The organism is Pedobacter fastidiosus (assembly GCF_014306625.1).
In the GTDB taxonomy this organism is placed as follows: domain Bacteria; phylum Bacteroidota; class Bacteroidia; order Sphingobacteriales; family Sphingobacteriaceae; genus Pedobacter; species Pedobacter fastidiosus.
Genome location: NZ_JACRYL010000024.1, coordinates 50,591 through 64,617 on the forward strand (window position 1 = coordinate 50,591; position 14,027 = coordinate 64,617).

Annotated in this window: 7 protein-coding genes; 3 read left to right on the forward strand and 4 right to left on the reverse strand. The window is 35.2% G+C overall.

Going from position 1 to position 14,027, the window contains the following annotated elements; all coding sequences use genetic code 11:
* Positions 1-4: 4 nt before the first annotated feature.
* Complete coding sequence (locus H7U22_RS19925; RefSeq protein WP_187073101.1) at positions 5-283, reverse strand: hypothetical protein; 279 nt, start codon at positions 281-283, stop codon at positions 5-7.
* A gap of 46 nt (positions 284-329) precedes the next feature.
* Here H7U22_RS19925 and H7U22_RS19930 point away from each other — a divergent pair, with 46 nt between their 5' ends.
* Entirely contained in the window at positions 330-2,198 is a 1,869-nt protein-coding gene (locus H7U22_RS19930) for a DNA topoisomerase IV subunit B (protein WP_187073102.1), read from the forward strand.
* A gap of 39 nt (positions 2,199-2,237) precedes the next feature.
* The gene (locus H7U22_RS19935; RefSeq protein ID WP_187073103.1) at positions 2,238-4,379 is read left to right on the forward strand and encodes an ATP-binding protein; all 2,142 of its coding nucleotides are present in this window, start codon (positions 2,238-2,240) and stop codon (positions 4,377-4,379) included.
* A 101-nt stretch (positions 4,380-4,480) separates the two neighbouring features.
* Here H7U22_RS19935 and H7U22_RS19940 read toward each other — a convergent pair whose 3' ends face one another.
* Genes H7U22_RS19940 through H7U22_RS19950 form a run of 3 tightly spaced genes read right to left on the reverse strand, consistent with a single transcriptional unit; the run spans position 4,481 to position 12,801 of the window.
* The gene (locus H7U22_RS19940; protein ID WP_187073104.1) at positions 4,481-5,503 is read right to left on the reverse strand and encodes a YihY/virulence factor BrkB family protein; all 1,023 of its coding nucleotides are present in this window, start codon (positions 5,501-5,503) and stop codon (positions 4,481-4,483) included.
* Positions 5,504-5,510: 7 nt separating this feature from the next.
* Positions 5,511-7,823, reverse strand: coding sequence for a translocation and assembly module lipoprotein TamL (tamL, locus tag H7U22_RS19945; protein WP_187073105.1), 2,313 nt, complete (start codon positions 7,821-7,823; stop codon positions 5,511-5,513).
* Positions 7,807-12,801, reverse strand: a complete 4,995-nt coding sequence (locus H7U22_RS19950) for a translocation/assembly module TamB domain-containing protein (protein ID WP_187073106.1) — start codon at positions 12,799-12,801, stop codon at positions 7,807-7,809. Before H7U22_RS19950 ends, tamL begins: the two co-directional genes overlap by 17 nt.
* A 147-nt stretch (positions 12,802-12,948) precedes the next feature.
* Between H7U22_RS19950 and H7U22_RS19955 the strand changes: the two genes are divergently transcribed.
* Positions 12,949-13,446, forward strand: a complete 498-nt coding sequence (locus tag H7U22_RS19955) for a cytidine deaminase (protein WP_187073107.1) — start codon at positions 12,949-12,951, stop codon at positions 13,444-13,446.
* Positions 13,447-14,027: the final 581 nt, after the last annotated feature.

Here is a 14,027-nt window from a genome sequence, read left to right on the forward strand (position 1 = left end):
CTTTTCATCTGTGGTTGATTAATACTAATAACAGCGCCTTAAGGCCATCATCCATCTTACCTTTTACATCTTCCATTGTTTCCCCTCTTTTTTGTTGAAATTTTATTTTGCTACCCTCGAAGAATAAATCTATTATTGTATAATAATTTTTGCTATTTGAGATTTTCGAAACTACAACAACAATAATTTTCAAATTCTCAGTATCAATCATCCCTAAATACTTGTCATGTTGAACGTTAAAGCTTGCTCCGACCATCCCTCGGTATGGCTGCTTTGTATCCAAAAAAAAATACAATGCTCAATCAACCTGATAACAACAAACAAAATTTATGGCAGAAGTAATTTATAACGACGACAGTATTCGATCATTAGACTGGAAAGAACACATCAGACTACGCCCTGGTATGTATATCGGTAAGCTGGGTGATGGCTCTGCGCAAGATGATGGTATTTATGTTTTGTTAAAAGAAATTGTAGATAACTCTATCGATGAGTTTGTGATGGGTACTGGAAAAACCATCGAAATTACGGTTTCTGAGCAAAAGGTAAATATTCGCGACTTTGGTCGTGGTATCCCTTTGGGGAAGGTTATAGATTGTGTAAGCAAAATTAATACGGGCGGTAAGTACGATAGTAATGCTTTTCAAAAATCTGTTGGTTTAAATGGAGTTGGTACGAAGGCTGTAAATGCACTTTCAACAAATTTTGTTGTACAATCTTACCGAGATGGCAAAACGAAAAAGGTAGAGTTTTCTAAAGGTGAAATTGTAAGTGAGCAACCGATTATTGATACTACACAACGTAACGGAACTGCGATTACTTTTTACCCTGATGAAAGTATTTTTAGAAACTACCACTACATTCCAGATTTTGTGGAGAGTATGGTTTGGAACTATGTTTTCTTAAATACCGGTTTAACTGTAAATTTTAACAACCAGAAATATTTCTCGGAAAGAGGTCTTTACGATTTACTTTCGAAATTTAATAAGCCAGAAGAAATTCGTTATCCGATTATCCACATGATTGGAAGCGATATCGAAATTGCAATGACTCATGGTCAGCAATATGGCGAAGATTACCATTCTTTTGTTAACGGACAGCATACTACGCAAGGTGGAACGCATCAAGCAGCTTTCCGCGAAGCCGTTGTAAAAACAGTAAGGGAATTTTATAAAAAGGAGTTTGAGGCATCCGATGTTCGTTCATCAATTATTGCTGCAATTTCCATTCGTGTTCAGGAGCCGGTTTTCGAATCGCAGACGAAAACTAAATTGGGTTCTCAAAACATGGGACCAGAAGGGCCTTCGGTTAGAACTTTCATTATGGATTTTGTAAAGAAAGAACTGGATGATTACCTACACAAACATGCTGATGTTGCCGATGCGCTTTTGAAACGGATTCTTCAATCAGAAAGAGAAAGAAAGGACATCGCTGGAATTAAGAAACTGGCTAATGATAGGGCTAAAAAGGCTTCGTTACACAACAAAAAACTTCGCGATTGTAAAGTTCACTTTAATACAACTCACGAAAAGCGTTATGAATCTACCTTGTTTATTACCGAGGGAGATTCTGCGTCTGGATCAATCACTAAATCTCGCGATGTAGATTGCCAGGCCGTATTTAGCTTAAAAGGAAAGCCATTAAATTGTTATGAGTTAACCAAAAAAGTAGTTTACGAAAACGAAGAATTTAACTTATTACAACATGCTTTAAATATTGAAGATGGCTTGGAAGGTTTGCATTACAACAATATTGTTATTGCGACCGATGCTGATGTTGATGGAATGCACATTAGGTTGTTAATGATGACGTTCTTCCTTCAGTTTTTCCCTGATTTAGTTAAAGCGGGGCATGTTTACATTTTACAAACTCCACTTTTTAGAGTTCGAAATAAAAAAGAAACCATTTATTGTTATAGTGATGAAGAGCGCCGAAATGCGATCGAAAAATTAGGGAACAAACCAGAAATTACTCGTTTTAAGGGATTGGGAGAGATTTCTCCAGATGAATTTGGATTGTTTATCGGAAAGGATATTAGGCTAGATCCTGTTATTTTAAAAGATCAAACGATTAAAAGTTTGCTAGAATATTACATGGGAAAAAATACGCCCGATAGACAGCAGCACATCATTAGAAATCTACGTGTAGAAAAAGACGAGATAGCGGAAGAACCTAAAATTATTGATGAAGTAGCATAAAATTCGGCGTTGATATGATCCAAAATTAAATCAACACATTTGAAACCCACTAAAATTTCTGCAACCAAGTATCTATTAGTTGTATTTTTAATTCTCATAATCTTCGGGATTACCGTTGGATTGTTTGTGAATTTCTCCAAGATACCGCTTCTTAAATCAGCAAATAAAATTGTTCAGGTACAGAGCGATTTTACCAAACTGGATAGCTGTATTTTTAAGCTTTATAATGCTGAAAATAGTTGCAGAATGTATGTGGTAAGTGGTAATCAGAGTTACTATAACCAATTTTCCAAAGAGATTAAAGAGATTTCTTTAATCATGGATACCATCGAAAGACAAAACCAAAGTGAAAAGGCAATCTCTGCCGAATCTTTTGATAACTTAATTAAACAGAAAAAAATACGAACCGCACAGTTCATCGAGTTAAAAAAGCTTTCTGATAGCTTAATCAATTTTTCTATTGCCGTAGATAAAAATGTAGAAAATATAAATCCGAAAAGCAAGCTTTTCACATTAAGACAGTTTAAAAGTATTGTTAAAGTTGATACGATAAAGCCAAGCTTAATCGCAAAACCGAAGAAGAAATTTTTTGGAAGAATCTTCGATGCGATTAATGATAAAGGCAAAAAAGTAATAGATAGTTCGAAATCTACCTATGTTAAAACCGTAATTTCTGCCGATACCTCTTCTTTAAATGTAGAGTATAATAAGATGCAGCTTAAAGCCATTAATGACTATTATTTAAAATTATATCGCATTAATAAAAAGCTTAAGGGAAAGGAGAAAGAACTTTTAGATGTTAATCATCAACTCATAAACAGCATAGTTAATGGCCTGAAAGCTTATAAAGTAAAAGAAAAGGATTACTACACCTCAGTTCAATATTTAATTGGAACCTCTACCCTTAGTAGAGTGGAGAATCTAGATCGCTTTACCATAATCCTGTTATTTTTAGCCACAGGTCTTCTTATTTTTGTTTTCTTTACCATTTATAATTTCTACAAAAACGAAAAAGCTCTAATAGATTACAGCAATAAAGCATCACTTTATGCGCTTTCAAAAAGTAGGTTTTTAGCGAATATGAGTCATGAGATTCGGACCCCACTAAATTCTATAGTTGGATTTTCCGAGCAATTAACCCATGCTGATTTAGAAATTGAGCAGAAGGAGCAGATTGGTGCCATCAGAAATTCGTCTGTTATGTTGCTTGATGTTGTAAATGATATTTTAGATTTTTCAAAATATGAAACTGGTAAAGTTTCTATGGAGCGGATTCCTTTTTCTCCAAACTTGGCCATTCAAGATATTTTTGAGAGCATGCAAATTCAGGCCACTAAAAAGAAAATAGGCTTTGTAATTAATATGCCAATTGAAAAGGAGATTTATATTTTGGGAGATCCATTACGATTAAAGCAAGCAGTGATGAATCTTTTAAGCAATGCGATAAAATTTACCACCAACGGCCATGTAACTATAAATGCAAACTTAATCAAAGGACAGGGAAGTAGCTCTGTTCTAAAAGTAAGTATAGCGGATACAGGAATGGGAATTAACCCTGTAGATCAAAAAATTATTTTTGATGAATTTGCTCAGGTTTATTATGCATCTACAAAAGAAAAACAACAAGGAACAGGTTTGGGATTAGCAATATGTAAGAAAATTGTTGAATTTCAGGGTGGCGTAATTGATGTAAAAAGTGAAGAGGGCAAAGGTTCTACCTTTTCTTTTGAACTTCCTTATGAAACTACCGAAAAACCCAAACCTAACAAATTACCAGTTTCTAGATTGAATAATGAAGCAAAGGCTTTAGAGGGTAAAAAGGTTTTATTGGCCGACGATAATATGCTGAACATCTTGCTAGCCAGTACAATTTTAAAGAAATATAAAGTTGTTTTTGATGCTGCTTACAACGGTAAGGAGGCATTGGAATTATTCAACGAAAATGAATACGACATTATTTTAACGGATATTCAGATGCCTGAAATGGGTGGAATTGAACTAACTCAGAAAATTAGAAATAGCGATAATATGGCTAAGAGAAGGATTCCAATTTTAGGGGTTACGGCAAATGTTATGCAAGAAGATAGGCAAAAGTATTTGGCATCGGGAATGAATGAATTGGTTTTAAAACCATTCCTAGAGCAGGAATTACTCGAAAAGATTTTGAAATTTATTAAATAGTTAAATCTTTTCAGTCTGAAAGAAATTTCCACTAATGGCTAATGGCTAATGGCTAATGGCTAATGGCTAATGGCTAATGGCTAATGGCTAATGACTAATTGCTATCCTTTAGGTGCATTAACCGTATCTTCAGGGTGTTGAGGAGGGAGTACATCAACTTTCTTCTCAACAATGGTAATCTTTGTAAATACCGCATATTTACTGGGTACAATTCCACCATCATATTTTTCTGCATAAGCTTGAGTAAACTCAGCACCAAAATATAAAATTATGGAGGTGTAATAAATCCAAAGTAGAATAACAATGATGGAACTTGCTGCGCCAAATGCCGAACCTGGATTTCCTTTTTCGATGTAAATTCCAATTAAATATTTACCTAAGCTGAATAAAACCGCGGTAAAAAGGGCACCAATAATTGCCGATTTCCATTTGATTACCACATCTGGAAGAACTTTAAAGATTACGGTAAATACAGCGGTAACTGCTGCTAAGGTTATAACGTTGTTTAAAATGTAAATTAAAAGTGCCATTGTATCATCAGCAACAGGAACTACTTTATCTATTTCGCTCTTAGAGAGCAGTGAAATCAGTTTATCACCAAGGCCAACTACCACACTATTTACAACTAAAGAGACCAGTAATAAAAAACCCATTGATACAATAAGCGAAAAGGATAGTAACCTATTGGTTAGCATTTTGAGCCAACCTTTCTTGGGTATGGCCTTTACCTTCCAAATCATGTTGATACTATCTTGAATTTCGATAAAAATCGCTGTTGAACCAATAACTAGCGTAGCAATACCAATAATTAGCCCAATGGTAGATTGCCCAGTTTTATTTGCATGCTCCACAAAACCCTGTATTTGTAAAGCAGCATCTTTTCCCACCATTTCAGTAACCTGAATAAAAAATCTATCTCTGGTATTTGTGTTCATCTTATCACCAAAAAACAACGTAGCTGCAGATAGTATGATAATGATTAATGGCGTTAACGAAAAAATGGTATAATAAGCAAGTGATGCGCTTAGCTTAGTAATTCTATCTTCCGCAAAACCTTTCCCCGCGGCTATAAATAGATGGTAAAGGGCAATAAAGAAATGCTTGATTTTATGGATTACTTTCATTGAAAAATTAAAATGGATAGCCTATTCCAATATTAAAGATTAAGTTTTGTTTTCGCCAATCTTTATTTCCAAAGGCGATATCATCTAATACCCAACGTTGTCCATCAGGCAAATAAGGTTTACGTACTGGAAACGCAACATCTAATCGTATAACAAAAATTGTTGCATCTACTCGCAAGCCAGCTCCAGTACCAACTGCAAGTTCATTAAGTGCGTTTTTTAACTTAAATCCAGATCCTGGTCTACCAAGATTTGTGGTTCCGGGAACGCCTAAATCTTCCTTTTGTAACCAGATATTTCCTGCATCAACAAATAGTGCTCCATATAAAACACTCACAATTTTAAACCTAAGCTCGGAGTTTAGCATTAATTTAATATCTCCACCTTGGTCTGCAAAAATTGCATCATCCTTAACTTTAAAAGTTCCGGGCCCTAAAGTTCTTGCAGCGAATGCTCTGATATCGTTACTTCCGCCAGCAAAAAACTGTCTAACAAAGGGTAAGGAAGTACTGTTTCCATAAGCATAACCATAGCCTAAATTTAAGCGGTTTGCCCAAATTAGGTTTCTGCTAATTTTGTAATAGTCTCTTAAATCTGCTTCAACCCTAATAAATTGAGATAATGGTACATTAAAAAGGTTACGTTTTCCTTCTTCATTTTTTGGAACAAATGCACCCCAAACATTACCTCCAGTTTCTAAGCCTCCATAGAAGTAAGTATTATTCCTTCTATTCTGTTCCATTTGGTTGGTATAGGTAAAGTTATAATTACTTCCAATAATGAATTGATCTTCCAAGGTTGTTCTTAACAAAGGATTTTCTTTATAAAGTCTTTCTTGAGTTGCTAAGTCTGGAAAACTTGTAGAAATATAACTTACCGAGATGGGATTGAAGTTATGTTCTTTATATAGATTCTCTTTAAAGTTATACCCAAACTCTGCCTTAAATGCATTTAGCGTATATTCAGAACCACGATTTAGCATTTGATAAGAAAGTGATGCAATGGTTTTCGGAATAAAAGCTGTCGTGCTGTTCGGCTTATAAAAAGGAACAATAAATCTTGGGAATGTTAACTTTCCTTCAGCTGTGAGTGATAATGAGTTTTTGCCCAAAGAGGTTCCGGAAGTTTGTGTTTCGAAGCCACCGCTTACACTCACATCCAATTGTTCTGCACCTCTAAAAAGATTCCTTGTTGTTTGTGTTAATTTAACTTCTGAACCCACAAAGTTGTTCGATTTACTGGTTCCGGTAACTGAAAATGTTAGTGAATTTTTCTTCAGTGGAGTTAAGTAAATATTAAGATCCAGTTGATCATTTTTAGCACTATCGGGCAAAAATTCAGCTCTAACATCTTGAAATGCTCCGATATTAACCATTCTGTTTAACGATTGATTATGATCTCTCCGATTATATGGCTCGCCCTTTTGGAAGAAAACCAATCGATCGAAAAGCCTCGGTTTAAAAGTGTTTTTATCATCGTAAATGTTGAAGTCTTTATATTCAAGCGGTTTCAGTTTTCTTAAAATACTATCTCTTCTTAAGGAGTAATTTGGGTAGATGTTAATGTTTTTAATGGTATAAGGTTTCAATCCAGCATCTGGAGCTATGTCTTTTACTTTAACTGAAACATTAACCAAATTTTTGCCAATGGTACTATCAACTTGTAGAATTAAATAATCTGGACTAAAGTAGAAATAACCCTGTTCTTTAAGATCGTTATCAATTCTGATTCTTTCATTTTTGTACACATCCAAATCATAATAATTGCCAACTTTTAATAAAGTTTTATCCTTATTTGCATTGATGATTTTGGTTAAAATACCTGTGTCTGGTGGGAAACTAATCTTGTTAATCTTATATCGATCTCCAGTAATTGCAGTATAAACGGCCTTTCCCTTTTTATCTTTAACAACGGTATCTCCAGTTACAGCAGCTTGCAAATAACCTTCGCTTAGTAGGTAGCTCGTTAAAACATCATTATTGTATTTCAGTTTTACTTCGCTCAACAATACCGGTGGCTCACCTTGTTTTCTAAGCCAATTTTTTAATCCTTTCGGTTTTTTAGGTTCTCCGGCAAGGTTATAAATGCCAAGTTTATATTTTATACCCAAAATAGATTTATTGGGACGGGGCCTGGTTTTACTTTCTAAATCAGTCTTAACTTGCTTTTCATCATCAATTTTACCCGAAGAATCAGGATTTATTTTTACCTCTGCGCCAGTGTATAAAATTTGTCCAGGTTTTAGAGATTTCGTACTACTACAGCTCGCCCAAACTAAACAGGCCATTAAAAATAAAAAGGGTCTAGTTAGTTGTTTCATCTTGTGCTTTTTGTTCAATGTTTCTGATTCTTTTTATTCTTTTTTTCTGGAAAATTTCTCTGAATTTATTGTAGTCGACCACCAAAGTAAATCCTAAACCGGTTTCTATAATCTGTCCTTGAACAATCATATCGTTTTGGTTTCTGCGATAAGCTCTTAAGCGATATCTTCCATCGGCAGAAAGTGCATATTCTACATTAACGTTTCCTGCAATATTAGTCGATTTCTCACCTGGCGCTTGTGGGCCTTCTAACGCAAATGAACTTCCAACGGTTACCGTTAATCTATCATTTAAAAGTTTTTTCGATAAGCCAACTTCCAAATCGGTTTTTTGCTGGAGCGAACCTGTAGAATAATCTTCTGATGAGTTTACGCCAAAATTAAGATCTACACCTTGAATTAAGTCGGAAGTTAAATTATTCAATTGCTCCGTTAAAAGTTTGCTCACACTCGCACGGGCAAGAGTAGAAACACCACCGCCACCACCAGCCAAACTTTGGAACGGATTATTTGCGATAAATCTATTCAAAGCCAATAAAGCAAATACTTGTTTGTTCAACTCGCTTTCATCGCGATTAACGTTCAGCAATTTTGTATAAACAATTCCACCCAAAGCGTTACGCTCATTTTCTGGCAAGTCTAGTTTAAATGATATAATCGGTTTCAAAAGCTCGCCTTTCATCATTAAATAAACCTGGAAAGGCAACTTTGTTTTAGCTTCAGCAAGATCTGGTTGATTTAATAAATCAATCGGAGCAGCGTTAACTTCATAAAGTGCTGTTAGGTTTACATTGGCTGTGGTAGGTTCGCCAGTCCAAATAATGGTACTTCCCTTAACTAATTTAAATGCTTTTTTACCTAGCGGACCAACTGATAAGTTATAAGATCCGTCAACAATTTCATAACGGCCTGTTAAGCTAATTTTTCCACTAGGGTCCATGGTTGCATTTAAATTTGCTTCACCTTTAATGTTTAAAGCATCGCCATTAGATGGATCTACAACTACGTTAAGTTCTGCTTCTGGATCTATTGAAATGGTTGCAACAAGATTTACCCCCTTAACTGGCGATTTGCTCACACTATCAACCTTCAATGCTTTTTGTCCATTAAAAGGTGGTGCATCAGCATCAATAAACTGAACAATTCCATCCTGATCAATTATCGATGGATCACTCGAAGGCAAAGCAAAGAAGAATTTAGTTCCCTTGTTTACTTTGATTTTCATGTTAACATCTGGCTGGTTTAAATCTCCCCGAACCTTAATATTGCTCGTTAAGAAAACCGTTCCATAAATCATGTCATTATCAGCAGCTGTTGAGTTAATTGCCCTGAAATTATTCATATTGATGTCTAAACCAAAACGATAATTTTTAAAATCCTTTGTAAATACACTTCCATTTATGGTTGCTTTCTGGTTTAGTGAATCAATTAAAGTGAAGTTGTTAAAGCGAATTCCCTCATTGGTGAATGAGATTTTTTCGTTTGGCATCCTGAAGTAAGAATTTACATAAGCCACTTTTATTCCAGCATTATTGAAGGTTAAATCGCCCAAAATTTTCGGAGCAGTTAAAGCACCTTTTACTGAAAGAGCTCCAGTTAGTGTTCCCGTTCCATTTTTCAATTGTCCTTGCGATAAACTTTCGATGTTCTTCATTTCGATTTTATCGATGTTTACCGTTAAATCTAAGGCACTTTGCGGCGCTGTATAATAAAAACCATTAACCCTTAATTCGTGTACGCCAGTTAAAGCAACATTCACTTCGAAGGCGTTTTGCGTATTGTTATTCACTGCCAATCGTAAGGTTCCCAATTGATCTTTTTGATAACGTAATTGATCGATGGTTAAGTTTGCTTCAAATTTTGGGTTCGAAGCTAAATCCTTAACATTTGCCGTTCCATTTAAACGCCCGCCAACCAAAGTGGTATCCGTTTCTGCAAACTTAGTTAACGTTTCCAACTGGAAATCCTTAAACTCCACATTCAAAGGTGCATTCGGACTTGTTGGATTGCTATTAATGGATAATGACTGGCCACTATTGCTAATTTGGAACTGGTTAACCAAAATCCCCGATTGGCCAAACTGGATGTAGTTTTCTGGTGAGACCACCCATTTTTGATAGTCCAATAAAAGTTTTTGAGGATCTAAAGTGAATTTGAAATCTTTATTAATCGATTGGAAGATTCCTCCAATCCTGTATTTATCTTTCAGTTGTCTATCTCTCAAGAAAATATTTACACCTAAGTTATTGTTGGCAGCATCGCCACTAACTTCAGTATTAAAAAGTGCAATTGAAGGGCTTTGCAAGCTTTTTACAGTTAATGCATACGCTAATTTGTTGTTGTCGTTATTAATGTTTAAAACTGTTGTATCAACTTTAAAATCTCCATAAACAACTTGCGGGAAATTTCCTTTAATTTGCAGACTATCTTTTTGAGTATCTATTAAACCATAAAACTGCGACTGTTTAAACACGGTTAATTCAGGTACAAAACTCTTTAATAATTTAGAATCGTAAACCTGAACAAAAAACCGCAGGCGTTGATCAGGAATTTTGGTTACTTCACCAAAGGCATAATATTTATTAATCTCGTTAATGATGGCGTTGCTTACTTTTGTGAGTTGATATTTGCCATCAATTTTTGCTGATAAGATTTCTGATTTTAAGGTTAGTTCGTTTTCTGTTGAAGTAGATTTTGCCCGAACAGAAATTGTGTCGACATTAATTCTTTGTGCATCTTTTACCACTTGCAAACCAGTAATATCAACTGATCCATTTAAATAATCAGCATCAGCAGTAGTTAAATCTACCTTTACCAAGCCAGCAGCACTTAAAACCGTCGGACTAAAATTCAATGCCTGCAGATTAACCTGTTTTAAATTCAAATTTGCTTTTACTGCCGGATATTTCCCTGCAAGATTAACTTTAGCATCCAAAGCAAAGTTTGCATTGCTATCTGGCATACTACTTTTAATGCTGATGTTTTGCCCGCTATAATTACCAGCTACATTTAAATTACGATAGGTGTATTTATTGTAATAAGCACTTAATACTTTAGCGTTAAATTTTGCATTAATTTTTTTTGGATCGAGCCCTGCTCCAACAACATCTGCCTTTGCAGAAACTCGACCAAGTTTTGGTTGCATTTTTAGCAATCGCCCTACATTGAAATTATTTAAACTTACGTTAGCCTTATAGTTCTCTCTTCCTTTTGACCCTTTCATTCCGGCCACTACAACAGCGCCACCCATATCAGTTTGGATATTTAAGTTGGTGTTAAAATCTGTCATCGAACCTTTAAAATTGCCTTTAGCGTTAATCACATTTGGTAATTCTATAGTTGGTGGTAAAGATTTTTTAGGTACAGCAACCAGAATGTCGCTTTTCGTAATGTAAAATTTTTTAATGTTTAAATCGAGATAAGTCTTCTTGATATCAGGCAATCCTTTTGCTTTTCCGCTGATGTCGATCTGGGTATTTTTTAATCCGCTAATTTGTAAGCGAGGGATATTTAGGTTATTTAAATATCCATTAACATCAGCATTCAATTTAATTTTTTCGTTGCGATAATTTGCTGGAATTGCATCACTAAAGAAACCAGCATCTTTTAATCCAATGGTTGTATTTTTAAAGTTCAAGCTTAATTTTACTCTTTCAGGATGTTTTGTTAAATCATCCATCGAAGTGAAATTTAGTTCCGTAGCATTTTCTATAGTCGTATTTGGTGTTTTCAAAACGAAGTTGCTCAGCTTAATTAACTTATCGTTATAAACTGCATTTCCTTTTAACCCATTCAAGGTGAAACCGCTCTTCTCTTTTAAAGAGCCATTTTTAACGTTGGCTTTTATTCCAGCTGCGCTATAACTTACATCACCAGCACCAAAAGTTAAACCATTAATTTTTAAGTGATTAAAATCCATTCCTTTTGGAGCCGGTTTTGCGCCGAGGTTATCAAACTGAACATTGTTATCAGCCAAACTAATATTCTTAATGATTAAACCCAATGGCGATTTCTCTGGAAATACTGTATCCTTAACTTTTTTTAAATTGTTGGATGGAGCAGGCTTAAAGGCAAAAAGAATGTTCGACTTATTTAGTTTAGCATCATCAACGGTGTATTTACTATTGGTTAAATCTACTTTAAGGTTTACCAAGCCAAGTTCATTTACATCAGCAACAGCTTTGGTAGTCGAGATTTGATCATCGTAATTTACTTTTACATTATTGAAAGCAAAATTCTGCACTTCAATTAATGGAAGTTTTCCAGTTTTTTTCTGACTGCTATCTACGCTGTTTGTAATGTGCTGAACCAACTGCGTAAGAGGTTTCTGCTGTAAGTATTTTAAGGAAGTATTGTTTAAGCTTAACTCTTTAATTACATAATGCTGATTAGCCAAATCAAAATCTTTTATTTTGGTTTTAAAAGCACCCAAGTATAATTTCACATCATTTCCGGCAACATCATCACGGTAAGTGATGCTAATATCTTCAAAGGAAACCTTGTCGACAGAAAATTTTAAAGTAGAAGTTGTATCCTTATTAACTTTTTCCTCAGGTTTTTTTTGGTCACTCATAAAAGCATCAACCAAAAAGGAAAAGTTAAAAGTTGTATCGGGATTTATGCGTTTTACATTCGCACGTATGTTTTTTAGTTCAATATTATTAATCTCAACCGTATTTTTCAACAGCTTGAATAAACTGATATCTACCGCCAGTTTCTCGGCATATAATAAGGTATCACCCTTTCTATCTTCAATGTAGAATTTATTTAAAACCACATCCTTTGGTAAAGCGATTTTAATGCTCTCAAGACTAACTTCGGTCTTAGTTTTGTTTTTTAAGTAATCAATAGCTTTGCCCTTTACAAAGTTTTGTACGGCTGGGATATTTAAAGATAGGGCTAAGCCTACAACCAAAATGATTATAGATGCAATTACCCAAAGTACAATTTTCAGACTTTTACGTACGTATTTATTCAAAGCTAAGCGTGTTTGGTGTTTGACAAAAGCTAAAAGCATGCCACTAAAATTAATAAATAGCACATTTTTATAATTAATACAAAAAATATCCTAAATTGTTCGCCCGCTATAAAAATTTAACGATAGCGGTTTTGTAATCAGTTAAAAATGAAATCGATAAATCTAAATATAAGCTTTGAACAATACGCAAGTATTTTGGAATTAAGCGAAAACGACAGAATTTTGTGTGAACTTTCTGAACAGGCATTGGCTTCCTCCTATTCACCATATTCTAAGTTCAGAGTTGGCACAGCAATCCGCCTGGCTTCTGGTGAAACGGTATTGGGAAGTAATCAAGAAAACTTAGCTTATCCATCTGGATTATGTGCAGAACGTGTGGCTCTTTTTACCATCGGCGCAACCTATCCAAATGCGGTAATACAAAGTATGGCAATCACCGCACAAACCGATGCTTTTGAAATTTTACAGCCAGTTACTTCATGCGGTGGCTGTTTACAGGTTATGGTAGAGTTCGAACGGAAACAAAATTCTCCAATCGAAGTGATTTTTTATTGCCTAAACGGCGAGGTTATGAAAATTCCAAGTGTAAAGAGTTTACTCCCTTTTGCTTTTGTAGAGGATAGGTTAACAGAGTCTAAAGCTTAGTTGCTTTATTTGGTAAAGTATAAAACCACCCCCCCTTTAATTCCCTCGCCAGCGGTGGAGACAGGATGCATACCTAGATAGTTGTAAATATAACTCGGATTTTCTCACACCTTTTTAAGTTTTATGTTTCTCCGCTTCGCTATCTGCGCCCAATATCCCCCTCTGGAGGGGGCAGGGGGAGGTTTTTGTTCCAAATATTTAAGGTTTCATCTTCTGCCTCAAAGAGAATGGTTTAGCAAGAACCACCCCCTTTAATTCCCCCGCCAGCGGTGGAGACGGGGTGCATACCTAGATAGTTGTAAATAAAAATCGGAATTTCACAAACCTTCTTAAGTTTTAGGTTTTTTCGCTTCGCTATATGCATCCAATATCCCCCTCTGGAGGGGGCAAGGGGGAGGTTTTAGTTCCGCATATTTAAGGTTTCATGTTCTGCCTCAAAGAGAATGGTTGTAACAAGAACCACCCCCTTTAATTCCCCCGCAAGCTGTGGAGACAGGGCTCATCCTTAGATAGTTAATATAACTCGGATTTTCTCACACCTTCTTAAGTTTTAGGTTTTTTCGCTTCGCTATCTGCGCCCT

Bases quoted from the DNA above. Each gene is read 5' to 3' on its own strand.
- H7U22_RS19930 (WP_187073102.1), top strand. From the start codon at position 330: ATGGCAGAAGTAATTTATAACGACGACAGTATTCGATCATTAGACTGG.
- H7U22_RS19940 (WP_187073104.1), bottom strand. From the start codon at position 5,503: ATGAAAGTAATCCATAAAATCAAGCATTTCTTTATTGCCCTTTACCAT.
- tamL (WP_187073105.1), bottom strand. From the start codon at position 7,823: ATGAAACAACTAACTAGACCCTTTTTATTTTTAATGGCCTGTTTAGTT.
- H7U22_RS19955 (WP_187073107.1), top strand. From the start codon at position 12,949: ATGAAATCGATAAATCTAAATATAAGCTTTGAACAATACGCAAGTATT.